Origin of the sequence: Nocardia sp. NPDC050717 (genome assembly GCF_040654275.1) — a bacterium.
Taxonomy (GTDB): domain Bacteria; phylum Actinomycetota; class Actinomycetes; order Mycobacteriales; family Mycobacteriaceae; genus Nocardia.
Genome location: NZ_JBFAHR010000015.1, coordinates 132724 through 148936 on the forward strand (window position 1 = coordinate 132724; position 16213 = coordinate 148936).

Sequence of the window (16213 nt, forward strand, 5' to 3'; positions counted from 1 at the left end):
GGGGGCACCACCGTGCCCCCACCCGCTCAGTCGCCGTTCGGGTGCCCGCCCTCTTCGTTGACGCGCTGCTCGATCTCGCGCCACCGGCCCGGGGTGGGATGCGGGTATTCGGCGCGGTCGTCGTGCTCGGCCCCGGCCAGCACGGTCGCGGCGGCGTCGATCTCGTCGATCAGCTGCTCGGCGAGGTCGCGTTCGGTCTCGTAGTGGCGCTGGGCCCACTGCAGCACGATCTGCGAGTACGCCCAGCCCGGTTCGGATTTGGCGGCCTCGGCGTCGACCGCGGCGTGCTTCTGCAACCGGTCGACGTCGCTGATGTGGTCACGCAGGATCTGCTTGAGCCGATCGGGCGAGCCGAGGTGGCCGAACATGACCCGCAGCAGCACATGGTGTTTGAGCACCGACGGGTCGACGGGCGCGTTGTTCCACCAGGTGGTGACGGCGCCGCGCCCGGCGTCGGTGATCTGGTAGAGCCGCCTGCCGCGGGTCGCGTTGTCGCGATCCAGCCGCGAGGTGGCGAACCCGTGCTGTTCGAGCTTCTTCAGCTCGGCGTAGATCTGGCTGTAGGACGGCGTCCAGTAGATGTAGCGCAGACTCCAGTCGGCCCACTTCTTCAGGTCGTAGCCGGAGACCTCTTCCTCATAGGAGAGCATGGCGAGGACCGCCCAGCTGGTCGGCGGCAGATTGGGCACGCCGGAGTCGGGGTCGGGAGTCGCCATCGGTGCATGGTAGCAAGCCTGGGCACTGGTCCAGTCCACGCGGCAACCGCTGACCGGGAGGACGTCTTGAGCCCGGCGCCGGGCACCACCGATGGTGAGAAGCATCGAATTCCGTCCGGGAGGATCCCCCATGAATGCAGACCACGTCGTCGTCGACGCGGACATCCCCGCCCCCGCCGAGCTGCGCAGAGTGCTCGGGCATTTCGCGACCGGTGTCGCGGTGATCACCGCCCACGACGGGACGGGGCCGCTGGGTTTCGCCTGCCAGTCGGTGGTGTCGGTCTCGCTGGATCCGCCGCTGCTGTCGTTCTGCCCGGCCAAGACCTCCACCAGCTGGCCGCGCCTGCGCGAGGTGGGCACGCTGTGTGTCAACGTGCTGGCCGAGGACCAGGGCGCGCTGTGCCGTCAGTTCGCGGTGAGCGGCGCGGACAAGTTCGCCGGGATCGACTGGGAGCGGGCCGGTAACGGCGCGCCGGCGCTGGCGGGCGCGCTGGCCAGGATCGAGGTGAGCGTCGAGCTCGAGCACGACGCGGGCGACCACACCGTGGTTCTGGCCCGGATCAGCGCCCTGCGCGCCGTCGAGGGCGCGCGGCCGCTGCTGTTCTATCGCGGCGGCTTCGGCGGCTTCGCGGCCTGACGACACGACGACGGGGTGGTCCGGCTCGGACCACCCCGTCGTCGTTCGCTGTCACGGCTCGAGCACGTCGAAGCCCTTGTACCCGGCCGCGGCGACCTCGGCGATGATCTGCCCGTAGACCCCGAACCCGCCGACGAACGGCATGAACACCCGCGGCCTGCCCTCGATGTTGGCACCCAGGTACCACGAATTCGCCTGTGTCATCAGGGTTCCCGCCGCCCGGTCGGCGCATTCACGCACCCAGTCGGCCACCGCGTCGGGCCGCGCCTCCAGCGCCACCGCTCCCCTGCCGTCGAGGAACTCGATGGCCTCGGCCACCCAGTCGACGTGCAGCTCCGAGTGCAGCACCATGTTCGCCAGCACCGACGGGCTGCCCGGACCGGTGAGATTGAACAGGTTGGGGAAACCGGTCACCCCCAGTCCGAGATAGGTCTTCGGCCCCTCGCGCCACGCCTCGTTGAGGGTCTGGCCACCGCGCCCGACGATGTTCATCTTCGACACCGAGCCGGTCATGGCGTCGAAACCGGTGGCGAGCACCAGTGTGTCGATCGGGTGATGGGTGTCGGTGGTGTGCACACCGTCGGCGTCGATGCGGCTGATGGGGGTCGCGCGCAGGTCGACGAGCGCCACGTTGTCCCGGTTGTAGGTCTGGTAGTAGTTCGTGTCCGTGCAGATCCGCTTGGTGCCGATGGGGTGGTCGCGCGGGATCAGCAGATCGGCGACGCGCGGGTCGGCGATGACCGCGCGCACCTTCTCCTCCCAGAACTCCCTGGCGGTGTCGTTGGCGGCGAGATCGGTGAGCTGGTCGGGGAAGGTCTTGCTGAACAGCACACCGCCCAGCGCCCAGCGCTTCTCGTAGGCGGCGCGACGCTCCCGCTCGTCGACCGCCAGCGCCGATTCCGGATGCGCCTGATGCGGAGAACCGCCGCCGCTGAGCATCGACAGCCGCCTGCGCTCGGGGTAGCCGGCCTTCTGCGCCTGCCGCTCCTGCTCGGTCAGCGGCGTGTTGCCCGCGGGCACACTGTAATTGGCGGTCCGCTGGAACACGGTGAGCCGCTCGGCCTGCTCGGCCAGGCACGGGATGGTCTGGATGCCCGAGGAGCCGGTGCCGATCACGCCGACCCGCTGACCGGTCAGGTCGACGCCCTCGTGCGGCCAGTGCGAGGTGTGCAGGATCTGGCCCGCGAAGGTGTCCAGGCCCGCGATGTCGGGGGTGTTCGCGTTCGACAGCGGACCGGTCGCCAGCACCACGAAGCGCGCGGAGACCGCGCGGCCGGTGTCGGTGCCGACCCGCCAGCGCAGGGTCGTCTCGTCGAGCACGACATCAGTGACCCTGGTCTCGAATTCGATGTCGCGGCGCAGGTCGTAGCGGTCGGCGACGTGTTCGAGGTAGGCCAGGATCTCGGGTTGGGTGGCGTACTTCTCGCTCCAGTCCCACTCCTGCTGCAGCGCGTCGTCGAAGGAGTAGGAGTAGTCGACGCTCTCGACATCGCAGCGCGCGCCCGGGTAGCGGTTCCAGTACCAGACGCCGCCAACGCCTGCGCCTGCCTCGAACACCCGCACCGTGAGCCCGCTGCGGCGGAAGCGGTGCAGGGCATACAGTCCGGCGATGCCCGCGCCGACGACGACCACGTCGACGTCGGCCGGATCGTTCGCTGGTGCCGATGGGGTCTCGGGGTTCACAGTGTCTGCCTTTCGCTGGAGACCGGTTTCTCTGCGGGCGACGCTAAAGACGCGCGGCCCCGCGGCGCAGGACCCCTTCCCGCTGACCGGCACATTCGCCGTCTCGATGTCCTCCCGGTGATCGGGATGATCCACATCACGTCGGCCCGGTCCGGCCCTACCGTCGTCGGCGATGTGCGGTGGCACCAGGAGGAGACAGTGGTGATCTGGAACGACGAAGTGGATGTGCTGGTCGCGGGCTCGGGCGGCGGCCTGGCCGGGGCCTATACGGCCGCGCGCGAGGGACTCAGCGTGGCGGTGGTCGAGGCGACCGACAAGTTCGGCGGCACGACGGCGTATTCGGGCGGCGGCGGGGTGTGGTTCCCGTGCAACCCCGTGCTGGAACGGGCGGGCACCGACGACACGCTCGAGGACGCGCTCACCTACTACCGGGCCGTCGTGGGCGACCGCACGCCGGAGGACCTGCAGCGGACCTACGTGACGCGCGGCCGCGACCTCATCGAATACCTCGAAGCCGACGATCATTTCGCGTTCGAGATGCTGCCGTGGCCGGACTACTTCGGCAAGGCGCCCAAGGCCAGGCTCGACGGGCAGCGCCACATCATGCCGACCCCGCTGCCCGCCGCCGAGCTGGGCCCACTGCGCGACTCGCTGCGCGGCCCGCTCGACACCGATCGGCTCGGCGCGCCCCTGCCCGAGCTGCTCATCGGCGGCCAGGCGCTGATCGGGCGGATGCTGCGCGCGCTGTCGAGCTACCCGCACGTCCAGCTGCACCTGAACTCGCCGCTGGTGGAACTGGTGGTCGAGGACGGCGCGGTGACCGGCGCGATCGTCGAACGCGACGGGGCCAGGGTCGCGATCCGCGCCCGCCGCGGCGTGGTGCTGGCCGCCGGCGGCTTCGAGCAGAACGACGAGCTGCGCACGCACTACGGTGTGCCCGGCGAGGCCAGGGACACCATGGGGCCCTGGGGAAATCAGGGACTCGCGCATCAGGCGGGCATCGCGGCGGGCGCCGACACCGATCTGATGGATCAGGCGTGGTGGTCGCCGGGCCTGACCCACCCGGACGGACGCTCGGCGTTCGCGCTGTGGTTCACCGGCGGCATCTTCGTCGATCAGGAGGGCAACCGGTTCGTCAACGAGTCGGCGCCCTACGACCGGCTCGGCCGCGACATCATCCGGCAGATGGACGAGCGCGGGCTGAGCCTGCCGTTCTGGATGATCTACGACGACAAGGAGGGTGAGGTGCCACCCATCAAGGCCACCAACGTCTCCATGGTCGAGACCGAGAAGTACGTCGCGGCGGGCCTGTGGCACACCGCCGACACCCTCGCTGAACTGGCCGCGAAGATCGGCGTGCCCGCGGCGGCGCTCGAGGCCACCGTGGCGCGGTTCAACGCGATGGTGCCCACCGGCGTCGACCCCGATTTCGGGCGCGGTGACGAGGCCTACGATCGTGCCTTCTCCGCCGGCGAGCCGCCGCTGGTGGCGATCGACAAGGGCCCCTACCACGCGGCCGCGTTCGGGATCTCCGATCTGGGCACCAAGGGCGGCCTGCGCACCGACACCGCGGCCAGGGTCCTCGGCCGGGACGGCGAGCCGATCCCCGGCCTGTACGCGGCGGGCAACACCATGGCCGCGGTGAGCGGCACCGTCTACCCCGGCGGCGGCAATCCGATCGGCGCGTCCATGCTGTTCAGCCACCTCGCCGTGCGCCACATCCTGGAGGGATGACCCCTCCCGCTGGCCGGGAGGCAGCACCCGGCCGGGCCACCCACTGTGGCACGGTTCACAGACCAACCTTTCGACATCTCAGGAGCAACACGATGGCTTCAGCCGACGACATTCGCGCGACGGTCCGGAAATACGTGGAGGCCGTCGGCAGCGGCACGGCCGCCGATATCGTCGCCCTCTACCGCGAGGACGCGACGGTGGAGGACCCGGTCGGCAGCGAGCCGCATGTCGGCGTCGCGGCGATCCGGAAGTTCTACGAGGCCATCGAGCCGATGAAGCGCTCGACCGAGCTGTTCAGCCTGCGGGTCGCCGGCGACAGCGCGGCGTTCAGCTTCCGCGTGGTCACCGAGTTCGGTGACCAGACCTTCACCCTGGACCCGATCGACGTCATGACCTTCGACGAGGACGCCCGCATCACCAGCATGCGCGCGTTCTGGTCGCAGGACGACATGGTCATCGGCTGAGCGAGGCGAGAATGACTGCTACCGAACACCATTGGGATCATGAAGTCGGTTTCCTCGTCGTCGGCTCCGGCGCCGGCGGGTTGACCGGCGCGCTCGCCGCCGCCGACCGCGGCCTGGACACCCTCGTCATCGAGAAGGCCTCGGTGTTCGGCGGCAGCACCGCCCTCTCCGGCGGCGGGATCTGGGTGCCGAACAATCCGACGCTGCTGCGCGAGGGACTCGGCGACTCCCGCGCCGACGTGCGCGCCTACCTCGACGCCGTCGTCGGTGACCGGGTCCCCTCGGCCAACCTCGACGCGTTCATCGACGCGGGACCACGCATGCTCCAGTTCCTCGAGACCAGCCCGCACCTTCGATTCCAGTGGTGCACCGGCTATTCCGACTACCACCCCGAGGCGCCGGGCGGGCGACCGGCGGGCCGCTCCATCGAGCCGCTGCCGGTGAATCTCAAGGAACTGGGCCCCGACGAGCACCTGCTGCGGCCCGCCGCGCTGGCGACCCCGCCAGGACTGTTCATCACGTCCAAGGACTTCGTGCAGCTCAACATGGTGACCCGCACCTGGAAGGCGCGCTGGACGGCGCTGCTGACCGGCCTGCGCGCCGTCAAGGCGATCCTGCTGCGCAGGCACATGGACACCCTCGGCCGGGCCCTGATCGCCCGGCTGCGGCTGGCCCTGCGCGATGCCGGGGTGCCGCTGTGGCTCGACACGCCGCTGCGTTCGCTCATCACCGACGAGTCCGGCGCGGTGGTCGGTGTCCTCGCCGAGCGCGAGGGCCGTGAGTTCCGGATCAGGGCGCGTCACGGCGTGCTGCTGGCCACCGGCGGCTTCGAGTACAACCAGGCCATGCGCAAGCAGTACCTGCCCGAGGGCGGGCGGGACAATTTCAGCGCCGCCTCGGCCGACAACACCGGTGACGGCATCATCGCGGGCGAGAAGGTCGGCGCCGCGGTCGATCTCATGGACGACGCCTGGTGGATGCCGTCGTTCCAGCGGCCCGAGGGGATCAACCAGGTGCTCGTCTCGGAGCGCTCGATCCCCCGGTCGATCATCGTCGACAGCACGGGCAAGCGCTTCACCAACGAGGCCTCGCCGTACGTGACGTTCGTGCACGCCCAGTTGGCGGGCAGCCACGATCCGGCCTGGCTGGTGTTCGACGCGAAGGCCAAGAGCCGCTACCCCATCGGCGGCATCGTGCCGGGCCAGAAGTTCCCCGACACCTGGCTCAGCAGCGGGCTGGTGCAGGTCTCCGACACCGTCGAGGGTCTGGCCGCGGCGATCGGCGTGGCGCCGGAGTCGTTGCGCGACACCGTCGCCCGTTTCAACGGCTTCGCCCGCGACGGGCATGACGCCGACTTCGGCCGCGGCGTCAGCGCCTACGACAACTACTACGGTGACCCGACGCTGGCGACGCCCGCGCTCGACGAGATCGACAAGGGACCGTACTACGCGCTGCGGGTGCGCATCGGCGACCTCGGCACCAAGGGCGGCCTGGTCTACAACGCCGACGCCCAGGTCCTGCGCGCCGACGGCTCGGTGATCCCCGGTCTCTACGCCGCGGGCAACACCTCGGCCGCGGTGATGGGCAACGACTACGCGGGCGCCGGCGCGACCATCGGCCCCGCGATGGTCTTCGGCTACCTCGGCGCCCGGCACGCCGCGGGCGAGCAGTGAGGTGCGCCATGCAACCCGTCCAGTGCGCGACCTGCGGTAACAAGGTCCTCGCCGAGAAGTTCAGCCCCAGCCACACCAGCGTCCAGTGGCTCGACGACGCCGAGTCGGCGTGCCCGGAGTTCGCGCGCCGCGCGGCACTTGGCGAGCCGAGCAGCTGGATCCCCACCTGTTCGGCCCTGCGCGATTCCATCGAGGACGCCGTGCGCGCGGGCACCTTGGCCACCGATCAGCTGCGGCACGAGCCGGTCCCCGGACAGCTCGGCTGACTCACCCTCAGGAGAAATTCCATGAACCGACTCGACAACCACCGCACCCTGGTGACCGGCGCCGCCTCCGGCATCGGCCAGGCCACCGCGCTGCGACTGCTCGACGAGGGCGCCCGCGTGGTCGCCGCCGACGTCTCGTCCGACGGCCTCGCCGCCACCCAGGCCCAGGCCGCCGAGCGCGGCACCGCCGACCGCCTCACCACCCTGATCCTCGACATCGGCGACGAGCAGTCGGTCGTCGCGGGCGTGCGCTCGGCCGTCGACACCCTCGGCGGCCTGGACTCGCTGGTGAACGCGGCGGGCATCCTGCGTGCCGCGCACACCGACCAGACCTCGCTCGACCTGTGGAACACCATCATCCGGGTGAACCTCACCGGCACCTTCCTCGTGGTCCGCGAGGCGCTGCCGTCGTTGCTGGCCAACCCGAGCGCGACCATCGTGAACTTCAGTTCCACCTCGGCGGCGTTCGCGCACCCGTACATGGCGGCCTACGCGGCGAGCAAGGGCGGCATCCAGTCCTTCACCCACGCCATCGCCCTCGAGTACGGCGGCAAGGGCCTGCGCGCCGTGTGCGTGGCGCCGGGCAGCATCAAGTCCGGCATCACCGACGCCACCGGCGGCTACGTGCCCGCCGATGCCGACTGGGCGCTGTTCTCGAAGCTCTCGCCGGTGCTGCCGACCGAGCGGGAGTCCGGCGGCGCCGGCATGGGCGATCCGACCGCGGTCGCCGGCGTCATCGCCATGCTCGTCTCCGCGGACGGCGCGTTCATCACCGGCACCGAGATCCGCATCGACGGAGGCACCCACGCATGAGCGAGCTGAGCTACGAGGCCACCCTGCGCGAGATCCGCACCGACGCCGGTGTGCTGCGCTATCACGAGGCAGGCGAGGGTCCCCCGCTCCTGCTGCTGCACGGCTCGGGGCCCGGCGTCACCGGGTGGCGCAACTTCCGCGGCAATCTGGCGAGCTTCGCCGAGCGATTCCGGTGCCTGGTGCTGGAATTCCCCGGTTTCGGGGTGAGCGATGATTTCGGCGGCCATCCGATGGTCACCGCGCTCGACGCGGTCACCCGGTTCGTCGACGCGCTCGGCCTGGACCGGGTCGACATCATCGGCAATTCGATGGGCGGCGGTGTCGCGCTGAACTACGCGATCGCGCATCCGGAGCGGGTGGGCAAGCTGGTCACCATCGGCGGAATCGGGCGCAACCTGTTCAGCCCCGGCCCCGGTGAGGGCATCAAGCTGCTGCAGGAGTTCACCGAGGAGCCCACCCGCGAGCGGCTGATCCAGTGGCTGCACTCGATGGTCTTCGACCCGGCGATGGTCACCGAGGAGCTGATCGAGGAGCGCTGGACCCAGGCCACCGACCCGGCGACCCTCGACAGCGCCCGCCGCATGTACAGCAAGGCCGCCTTCGCGATGATGGTCAAGGCCATGGAGGCCTCCGACGCCCCGCCGCCGTGGGCGATGCTGCACAGGGTGCAGGCACCGACGCTGATCACCTGGGGCCGCGACGACCGGGTGAGCCCGCTCGACATGGCGCTGATCCCGATGCGCACGATTCCGCGCGCCGAACTGCACGTGTTCCCGAACTGCGGGCACTGGGCGATGATCGAACGCAAGGACGAATTCGAGTCGGCGGTGCTGGCGTTCCTGACGCGGAAGGATCTCGACTCGGCGAGCTGAGGAAGGACGACACACTCCCTTCCCTTTCCAACATATAGCGCACAGGGGGCCTTGCCGCAAGGCCCCCTTCGTGCCGCATAATCGTCCGCCGAAGCCATGAGCTGCGGAAACGGGTGTGATCGTCGCGCTCCGCCGGGATGGACGAACCGGGAAAGTGAGGGCATGTGTCAACTCAGGGATATCAGGACGAACTACGGTCCGAGCAGCGGTACGTGGCCGGCCTCTACGCGCGGCTCGACGCCGAGCGCGCGCGGGTACGCGGTCGCTACGACGCGGCCCTACGCGGCAAGGGCGTGTCGGCGATGGAACGGGACTTCGAGGTCCGCGCGCTGGCGAAGGAGGCCAAGCGGCTGGACGTGGCCGACAACGGACTGTGTTTCGGCCGGCTCGACGCGCTGTCGGGGGAAACCAGCTACATCGGCCGCATCGGCCTGTTCGACGTGGCCGACGAGTTCGAGCCGCTGCTGCTCGACTGGCGCGCGCCCGCCGCGCGCCCGTTCTACGTGGCGACCGGCGCCTCGCCGGAGGGCATGCGCGGGCGCCGCCAGTTCCACACGCGCGGGCGGCAGGTGACCGGCTTCACCGACGAGGCGCTCGGCAGGCCCGACGGCGCGGCGCAGGGCGACGCGGCGCTGTTCGCCGCGGTGAACGCGCCCCGCGGCGCGGGGATGCGCGACATCGTCGCGACCATCCAGGCCGAACAGGACGAGATCATCCGCCTCGATCACCCCGGTGTGCTGGTGATCGAGGGCGGCCCGGGGACCGGCAAGACCGTGGTCGCCCTGCACCGGGTGGCCTATCTCCTCTACACCCAGCGGGCGCGGATGGAACGCCAGGGCGTCCTCGTCGTCGGACCGAATCCGGCCTTCCTCCAACACATCTCGCACGTGCTGCCGTCCCTGGGCGAGACCAATGTGGTGTTCACGACCGCGGGTGAGCTGCTGCCCGGGCTGCGCGTCACCGCCGAGGACACCCCGGCGGCCGCCCGCCACAAGGGCTCGCTGCGCATCCTCGACGTGCTCGCGGCCTCGGTCGCCGATCGGCAACGGCTGCCGGTGGATCCGGTGCCGATCGAGCTCGCCGATGTCACCGTGCGGATCGACGCCGAGACGGCCCAGTGGGCGACCGAGGAAGCGCGGGCCGCGGGCAAACCGCACAACGAGGCCCGCGCGGTGTTCCGCGAGATCATCACCTACGTGCTCACCGAGCGCGCCATCGGCCGCATCGGCAAGGGCTGGCTCACCAGGGACGACCGCGAGGCGTGGGAACAATTGCGCGAGGACCTGGTCGCCGAGCTCGCCGACAACAGCGCCTTCACCGCGGCACTGGACGACCTCTGGCCGATCCTGACACCGGAAACGCTGCTGGCGCAGTTGTATTCGTCGCGGGAGCGGCTGCGCGCCGCCGGCGCCGACGAGTCGCTGTACCGCGCCGACGGCGCGGCGTGGACGGTGTCGGACGTTCCCCTGCTCGACGAACTCGTCGATCTGCTCGGCCCGCACGAGCCGGTCGACGACACCGCCGAGCGCGAGCGCAGAGCCGAGGCCGCCTACGCCGCCCGGGTGCTCGAGGACACCATGGTCGGCCGCGCGGACCACATGGACGACGAGGACCACCTCTTCGCCCAGGACATGCTCTTCGGCGAAGACCTGGCCGAACGCTTCCTCGAGCGCGACACCAGGGAACTCGCCGAGCGCGCCGCGGCGGACCGGGAGTGGACCTACCGCCACGTGGTGGTCGATGAGGCGCAGGAGCTCTCGGAGATGGACTGGCGGGTGCTGATGCGCCGGTGCCCCGGCAAGTCGTTCACGGTGGTGGGCGATCTGGCGCAGCGCCGCTCCCCCGCGGGCGCGACCTCGTGGGCGGCGGTGATGGACCGGTATGTGCCGGGCCGCTGGGCCTACCGCGTGCTGACGGTGAACTACCGCACGCCCGCCGAGATCATGGCCGTCGCCGCCGGGGTGCTCGCCGAATTCGCACCGGATGTCCGCCCGCCGGAGTCGGTCCGCGCGTGCGGCGTCGAGCCATGGGCACGCCGGGTCGGCAACGACGGATTCGCCGAAGCGATCGAGGAATTCGTACGGAGTGAGGCCGACCGCCCCGGCACCAGCGTCGTGATCGGACCGCAGGGGATGCCGGGAACGGTGCCGGTGTCGGACACCAAGGGGCTCGAATACGACGCGGTCCTCGTCGTCGAGCCGGACCGGATCCTCGCCGACGGCCCGCGCGGCGCGGCGGAACTCTACGTCGCCCTCACCCGCGCCACCCAGCGCCTGGGTGTCGTGCATCACGAGCCGCTGCCGCCCGCCCTGGCTGGTCTCATCGCGCCCCTCACGACCCGGTGACCCCGGCGCGCGGCGTCCTAGCAGGTGTACTCGACCTGGCGGTGGTCCTCGGTGGGTCCCTCGCCGGTGTTCGCGTCGTCGGGTGGCACGGTGGCGGGCTCTTCGACGGAGTAGGTGTCGGTGGCGGGCCGGCAGTCCTGCGCGAGGGCGGGCGGGGCGCCGAGGGCGCTGCAGCCCAATGCGACAGCGACCGCGCCGAGTGCGGCGCCGATGCGCCGATGAGCGGTGTTGCGGGTGATCATCGTGCTCCGTTCCGCCCTGTGGGCTTCTCGTACGAACGACACTCCCGAAGCGAACCGGGCCGGTGCTTCCACCTCCCCCGACCCCGGTCCAGCGTGGACCGGGGTCGGGGGCGCGGCGGCGTGACGCGCTAGCGCTGGGTCGAGCCCGCGTCGATGGGGAGGGTGACCGCGGTGACGTAGCGGCCCTCGTCGGAGCCGAGGAACAGGGTGGCGTTGGCGATGTCGACCGGTTCCACCCACGGAATCGGCAGCATGTTCATCGTCACGGCCGCCTCGGCGAATTCCTCGCGGGTGGGGTTCTCCCGGTCGGGCCGGAACACCTTGCGCACCATGTCGTTCTGGATCATCGGGGTGTCCACGTTGGTGGGGTGCACCGAGTTCACGCGGACATGGTGCGGCGCGAGTTCCTTGGCGAGCGAGCGCATCAGCCCGACCACGCCGTGCTTGGCGGCGGTGTAGTGGGCGACGCCGACCAGCCCGCGCAGTCCCGCGATGGAGCTGGTGAGGATCATCGCGCCGCCGCCGCGGCTGATCAGGTGCGGGGCCGCGGCCTTGCAGGTCTGCCACACCCCGGTGAGATTGACGTCGATCATCGTCTGCCACTGCTGTTCGGTCAGTTCCAGCGCGGGACCGCTGGAGCTGATTCCCGCTGTCGCGCAGACGATGTCGAGCCCACCGAGCTCGGCGACCCCGGCGTCGACAGCCGCGCGCAGGGCCGCGCCGTCCCGGACGTCGACGACGGCGGGCACGATCCGCCTGCCGGTGGCCGCGACCGCGCGCACGGTCTCGTCGAGATCCTCGGGGGTCGCGCCGGGCGAGACCACGGTCTCGACGGGCCCGCACACGTCGACGGCGATGATGTCGGCGCCCTCTTCGGCCAGGCGGATCGCCTGCGCGCGGCCGATGCCGCGGGCCGCGCCGGTGACCAGCGCGATCTTGTTCGATACCCGTCCCATGTCACACCTTCTGAGTAAGTCCGGCATCGACGACGACCTGGGTTCCCGTCACGTAACGGGATTCGTCGGATGCGAGGAAGAGCACGGCGTTGCTCACGTCGATCGGGTCCACCCACGGCACCGGCAGCACCGTGCGCGCCGCCAGCACCTCGGCCGCGTCCTGCTGGGTCGGGTTCGGCAGGTCGGGGCGGAGCTTGGCGTAGACGGCGTCGTTGAGGATCATCGGTGTCGCCACCGAGCCCGGGTGCACCGTGTTCACCCGGATGCCGCGCGGTCCCAGCTCGTTGGTCAGGGTTTTGGCCAGGCCGACCACGGCGTGCTTGCTCGTGGCGTAGTGCGCCGAGTTCGCCGCGCCGATGATGCCGTTGATGGAGCTGACGATCACCACCGAGCCGCCGTCGGACAGGGCGGGCACCCCGGCGCGCACGGTGTGCCACACGCCGGTGAGATTGATGTCGATCGTGAGCTGCCAGTCCTGGTCGGGCATCTCCCAGGACAGGGCGTGGTCGCGATAGACGCCCGCGTTGGCCACGATGACGTCGAGGCGGCCGAGCGCGGCGACGCCGTCGGCGACGGCGACGTCCAGCGCGGCCTGGTCACGCACATCGGCCGTCGCGGTCACGCACTGCCTGCCCAGTGCCTCGACCTCGGCGGCCGTTTCCGCCAGGCCCGCGGCGGCGGCCTCGATGTCGACGGCGATGATGTCGGCGCCTTCCTCGGCCAGCCGGCGGCAGTGGGCGCGGCCCATGCCCCCGGCCGCGCCGGTCACCAGGGCGACTGTGTTCTGCATGCGGTTCATCGGGCGCCCCCGGAGGTTCGAGTGTCCACGGCGCCGACGCTAGGGCCGGCGCCGGTGCCCTCCGCCCCGTCTTCCCGGTCAGCGGGCAGTCCGTGACCGTCTCCCGTCCACCGGGATCGGCATCGCCACCACCGCCGCCACCCTGCGACGGTGGGCCGAACACCGGTTCAGTGACGGAGGAGGACACCAGTGACGAGTGCGACTGCCGAGGTCTCGCGGAGCTCGCGGGTGGTGACGCTGCGCGTGGCGGAGGTGATCGAGGAGACCGCGGACGCCCGTTCGCTGGTCTTCGACGTTCCCGCCGACGCCGCCGACCGTTTCGCCTACCGGCCCGGCCAGTTCCTCACGCTGCGTATCCCGAGTGACCGGCCCGCCCCGGTGGCCCGGTGCTATTCGCTGGCCAGTTCCCCGCTGACGGGTGAGCCACCGCGGGTGACGATCAAGCGCACCGCCGACGGCTACGGCTCGAACTGGTTGTGCGACAACATCTCCGCCGGGGACACCATCGACGTCCTGCCCCCGCTGGGCACCTTCACCCCGGCCTCGCTCGACACCGATCTGCTGCTGTGGGCGGGCGGCAGCGGCATCACCCCGGTCATGTCGATCCTGCGCTCGGCCCTGGCAGGAGGGACCGGCCGGGTGGTGCTGTTCTACGCCAATCGGGGCGCGGAGTCGGTGATCTTCGCCGACGCGCTGCGCGAACTGGCGGAGCGGTACCCGGAGCGGCTGCAGGTGACGCACTGGCTCGAGTCCCTGCAGGGCCTGCCCTCGGCGGCGCGGCTGGCCGCGTTCGCCGCGCCGTACGGCTCGTTCGAGTCGTTCGTCTGCGGTCCGGCCCCGTTCATGGCCGCGGTGACCGAGGCCCTGGCCGGGGCCGGCTGGCCGCGCGAGCGCGTCACCACCGAGGTGTTCGTGTCGCTGACCGGTGACCCGTTCGCCGAGCCCGAGCCGCTCGACCCCGCCGACTCCGCTGACGCGGCCGAGGTGGAGGTGGAGCTCGACGGCGAGGTGCACGCCCTGCGCTGGCCGCGCTCGCGCACCCTGGTCGACGTGATGCTCTCCGACGGCCTGGACGTGCCGTATTCGTGCCGCGAGGGCGAGTGCGGGTCGTGCGCGTGCACCGTGGTCGACGGCGAGGTCACCATGGACAGCACCGGGGTCCTCGACCAGGACGACATCGACGCCGGATACACCCTCGCCTGCCAGGCCCGCCCGCGCACCGACAGCGTCCGCATCCGCTTCTGACCCGGAAGGTGTGCTGTGGCAACCGATACCGTGCGCGCCGAGGTCGGCTTCGGCTCCGAACGCGGACCCGTGCTCGCCTCGCTCATGCTCGCCACCGCCCTGGTCGCCCTCGATTCGACGATCCTGGCGACGGCGGTGCTGTCGATCACCGACAGCCTCGGCGATTTCGCGCTGTTCCCGTGGCTGTTCACGATCTATCTGCTCGGGCAGGCCGTGACGGTGCCGATCTACGGCGCGCTGGCCGACACGTTCGGCCGCAAGCCGGTGATGCTGTTCGGTGTCGTGGTGTTCGCGCTCGGTTCGCTGCTGTGCGGGCTGGCCACCAGCATGGTGGCGTTGATCGCGTTCCGCGCGATCCAGGGCATCGGGGCGGGCGCCATCCAGCCGACCACCATGGTCATCGCGGGTGATCTCTACACGCTGTCCGAACGGGCCACGGTGCAGGGCTATCTGGCTGGGGTGTGGGCGGTCGCCTCGGTGACCGGACCGCTGCTCGGTGGTGTCTTCGCCGACTATCTGGGCTGGCGGTGGATATTCCTGGTGAACCTGCCGGTCGCGGCCCTGGCCGGGTGGATGCTGATCCGCCACTTCCACGAATCGGTCCCGCGGCGGCGCCATCGCGTCGACTACGCGGGTGCGGTGTTGCTGACGCTCGGCGCGGGGGCGCTGGTGCTCGGGCTGCTGGAGGGCGGTCGGGCGTGGGCGTGGGGTTCGCCGACCGGACTGGGCGTGTTCGTTTGCGCCGCCGTGTCGCTCGCGCTCTTCGTGGCGGTCGAGGCGCGGGCGGCGCGGCCGATCCTGCCGTTGTGGTTGTTCACCCGCCGGGTGGTGATCGCCGGCAGTGTGGCCTCGATGCTCGGCGGCGCGCTGCTGTTCGGGTTCACAACGTACGTGCCGATGTTCAATCAGGGTGTGCTCGGGACCAGCGCGCTGGTGGCGGGCATCGTCACCGGCGCGCTCACCCTCGGCTGGCCGCTGAGTGCCGCGCAGGCGGGAAAGGTGTACCTGCGCTTCGGGTTCCGCACCTGCGCCGTGCTCGGCAGCGGCGTCGCGGCGCTCGGCACGGCGACGACCCTGCTGCTGGACGAGGGTTCGCCGCTGTGGCAGGTCGGGGCCTCGTGTTTCGTGGTCGGCGCCGGCATGGGCTTGGTGGCCACGCCGACGTTGATCGCGGCGCAGACGAGCGCGGCGTGGACCGAACGCGGCGTCGTCACCTCGGCCAACATGTTCGCGCGGTCGCTGGGCAGCGCTGTGGGCCTGGCGGTGTTCGGTGCGCTCGTCAACGCCCGCCTCGACGGCGCCGGGGCGCCGTCACCGGAGAATCTGTCCGCCGCTGTGCATCTCGTGTTCGTGAGTATCGCGGCGGTGACCGTCGTGCTGGTCGTGGTGTGCGCCACGATTCCCGGCCGGTCCCGATTTCCGGTCCATCCAGCGGGAGACCCCGACCTGTCCACCCCTCTCGACAGCGAGCATGGGATGAGCACATCAGAGGAGAAGAGGAAATCAGGATGCTGACAGCCAGTGTGCGCGCCGAGGTCGCCGCCGATTTGGCGCGGGCGGAGCGGGATCGGGTGGCGGTGTCCCCGCTCGTCGACCGGTATCCGGGGATCGATGTGGTCGACGCGTATGAGATCCAGCTGCTCAATATCCGGGACCGGATCCACAACGGTGCGAAGGTGGTCGGGCACAAGGTGGGTCTGTCGTCGAAGGCGATGCAGCAGATGATGGGCGTGGACGAACCCGACTACGGTCACCTGCTCGCCGAGAT

15 protein-coding genes and 1 pseudogene are annotated in these 16213 nt (G+C 70.7%); 11 read left to right on the forward strand and 5 right to left on the reverse strand.

Translation table 11 applies throughout. From position 1 onward, the window contains the following. Nucleotides 1-26: 26 nt before the first annotated feature. On the reverse strand, nucleotides 27-716 hold the full coding sequence (locus AB0H56_RS26210; RefSeq protein ID WP_357168018.1) for a PadR family transcriptional regulator: 690 nt from the start codon (nucleotides 714-716) through the stop codon (nucleotides 27-29). A 130-nt stretch (nucleotides 717-846) separates the two neighbouring features. Between AB0H56_RS26210 and AB0H56_RS26215 the strand changes: the two genes are divergently transcribed. Next, nucleotides 847-1353, forward strand: a complete 507-nt coding sequence (locus tag AB0H56_RS26215; RefSeq protein WP_357168020.1) for a flavin reductase family protein — start codon at nucleotides 847-849, stop codon at nucleotides 1351-1353. Nucleotides 1354-1404: 51 nt separating this feature from the next. Here AB0H56_RS26215 and AB0H56_RS26220 read toward each other — a convergent pair whose 3' ends face one another. After that, on the reverse strand, nucleotides 1405-3036 hold the full coding sequence (locus AB0H56_RS26220; RefSeq protein ID WP_357168022.1) for an NAD(P)/FAD-dependent oxidoreductase: 1632 nt from the start codon (nucleotides 3034-3036) through the stop codon (nucleotides 1405-1407). A 198-nt stretch (nucleotides 3037-3234) separates the two neighbouring features. Between AB0H56_RS26220 and AB0H56_RS26225 the strand changes: the two genes are divergently transcribed. From AB0H56_RS26225 to helR, 7 genes are all read left to right on the forward strand, one after another. Continuing rightward, nucleotides 3235-4770: an FAD-binding protein gene (locus AB0H56_RS26225; protein ID WP_357168059.1), complete on the forward strand. Its 1536-nt coding sequence runs from the start codon at nucleotides 3235-3237 to the stop codon at nucleotides 4768-4770. A 92-nt stretch (nucleotides 4771-4862) separates the two neighbouring features. Further along, nucleotides 4863-5234, forward strand: a complete 372-nt coding sequence (locus AB0H56_RS26230; protein ID WP_357168023.1) for a nuclear transport factor 2 family protein — start codon at nucleotides 4863-4865, stop codon at nucleotides 5232-5234. An 11-nt stretch (nucleotides 5235-5245) separates the two neighbouring features. Beyond that, nucleotides 5246-6907 (forward strand): FAD-binding protein, encoded by a 1662-nt coding sequence (locus AB0H56_RS26235; protein WP_357168025.1) that lies wholly within the window; start codon nucleotides 5246-5248, stop codon nucleotides 6905-6907. A gap of 8 nt (nucleotides 6908-6915) precedes the next feature. Beyond that, a complete protein-coding gene (locus AB0H56_RS26240) occupies nucleotides 6916-7173 on the forward strand; it encodes a hypothetical protein (RefSeq protein WP_110040719.1) in 258 nt (85 codons plus the stop codon). A 21-nt stretch (nucleotides 7174-7194) separates the two neighbouring features. After that, a complete protein-coding gene (locus AB0H56_RS26245) occupies nucleotides 7195-7986 on the forward strand; it encodes an SDR family NAD(P)-dependent oxidoreductase (protein WP_357168027.1) in 792 nt (263 codons plus the stop codon). Beyond that, nucleotides 7983-8858, forward strand: a complete 876-nt coding sequence (locus AB0H56_RS26250; RefSeq protein WP_357168029.1) for an alpha/beta fold hydrolase — start codon at nucleotides 7983-7985, stop codon at nucleotides 8856-8858. Before AB0H56_RS26245 ends, AB0H56_RS26250 begins: the two co-directional genes overlap by 4 nt. A 164-nt stretch (nucleotides 8859-9022) precedes the next feature. Continuing rightward, on the forward strand, nucleotides 9023-11203 hold the full coding sequence (gene helR, locus AB0H56_RS26255) for an RNA polymerase recycling motor ATPase HelR (protein ID WP_357168031.1): 2181 nt from the start codon (nucleotides 9023-9025) through the stop codon (nucleotides 11201-11203). A gap of 17 nt (nucleotides 11204-11220) precedes the next feature. On the opposite strand, the gene AB0H56_RS26260 is transcribed toward helR, so the two are convergent. From AB0H56_RS26260 to AB0H56_RS26270, 3 genes are all read right to left on the reverse strand, one after another. After that, complete coding sequence (locus AB0H56_RS26260) at nucleotides 11221-11445, reverse strand: hypothetical protein (RefSeq protein ID WP_357168033.1); 225 nt, start codon at nucleotides 11443-11445, stop codon at nucleotides 11221-11223. A gap of 128 nt (nucleotides 11446-11573) precedes the next feature. Then, nucleotides 11574-12401 carry a mycofactocin-coupled SDR family oxidoreductase gene (locus tag AB0H56_RS26265; RefSeq protein WP_357168035.1) on the reverse strand — a complete coding sequence of 276 codons (828 nt, stop codon included), beginning with the start codon at nucleotides 12399-12401 and terminating at the stop codon, nucleotides 11574-11576. 1 nt (nucleotide 12402) lies between these two features. Next, a complete protein-coding gene (locus tag AB0H56_RS26270) occupies nucleotides 12403-13200 on the reverse strand; it encodes a mycofactocin-coupled SDR family oxidoreductase (protein WP_357168037.1) in 798 nt (265 codons plus the stop codon). A 189-nt stretch (nucleotides 13201-13389) separates the two neighbouring features. Between AB0H56_RS26270 and AB0H56_RS26275 the strand changes: the two genes are divergently transcribed. The 3 genes and pseudogenes from AB0H56_RS26275 to AB0H56_RS26285 all read left to right on the forward strand — a co-directional run. Beyond that, the gene (locus tag AB0H56_RS26275; RefSeq protein WP_357168039.1) at nucleotides 13390-14445 is read left to right on the forward strand and encodes a ferredoxin--NADP reductase; all 1056 of its coding nucleotides are present in this window, start codon (nucleotides 13390-13392) and stop codon (nucleotides 14443-14445) included. Nucleotides 14446-14460: 15 nt separating this feature from the next. Continuing rightward, on the forward strand, nucleotides 14461-15960 hold the full coding sequence (locus tag AB0H56_RS26280; protein WP_357168041.1) for an MDR family MFS transporter: 1500 nt from the start codon (nucleotides 14461-14463) through the stop codon (nucleotides 15958-15960). Then, nucleotides 15954-16213: pseudogene (locus AB0H56_RS26285) on the forward strand (2-keto-4-pentenoate hydratase); the annotation flags it as partial. The gene AB0H56_RS26280 and the pseudogene AB0H56_RS26285, both read left to right, overlap by 7 nt.

What these genes read in the sequence shown, in the direction of transcription:
- AB0H56_RS26250 (WP_357168029.1), top strand. Translation starts at nt 7,983, where the DNA reads ATGAGCGAGCTGAGCTACGAGGCCACCCTGCGCGAGATCCGCACCGAC.
- AB0H56_RS26240 (WP_110040719.1), top strand. Translation starts at nt 6,916, where the DNA reads ATGCAACCCGTCCAGTGCGCGACCTGCGGTAACAAGGTCCTCGCCGAG.
- AB0H56_RS26210 (WP_357168018.1), bottom strand. Translation starts at nt 716, where the DNA reads ATGGCGACTCCCGACCCCGACTCCGGCGTGCCCAATCTGCCGCCGACC.
- AB0H56_RS26215 (WP_357168020.1), top strand. Translation starts at nt 847, where the DNA reads ATGAATGCAGACCACGTCGTCGTCGACGCGGACATCCCCGCCCCCGCC.
- AB0H56_RS26245 (WP_357168027.1), top strand. Translation starts at nt 7,195, where the DNA reads ATGAACCGACTCGACAACCACCGCACCCTGGTGACCGGCGCCGCCTCC.
- AB0H56_RS26265 (WP_357168035.1), bottom strand. Translation starts at nt 12,401, where the DNA reads ATGGGACGGGTATCGAACAAGATCGCGCTGGTCACCGGCGCGGCCCGC.
- AB0H56_RS26260 (WP_357168033.1), bottom strand. Translation starts at nt 11,445, where the DNA reads ATGATCACCCGCAACACCGCTCATCGGCGCATCGGCGCCGCACTCGGC.
- AB0H56_RS26235 (WP_357168025.1), top strand. Translation starts at nt 5,246, where the DNA reads ATGACTGCTACCGAACACCATTGGGATCATGAAGTCGGTTTCCTCGTC.
- AB0H56_RS26270 (WP_357168037.1), bottom strand. Translation starts at nt 13,200, where the DNA reads ATGAACCGCATGCAGAACACAGTCGCCCTGGTGACCGGCGCGGCCGGG.
- AB0H56_RS26230 (WP_357168023.1), top strand. Translation starts at nt 4,863, where the DNA reads ATGGCTTCAGCCGACGACATTCGCGCGACGGTCCGGAAATACGTGGAG.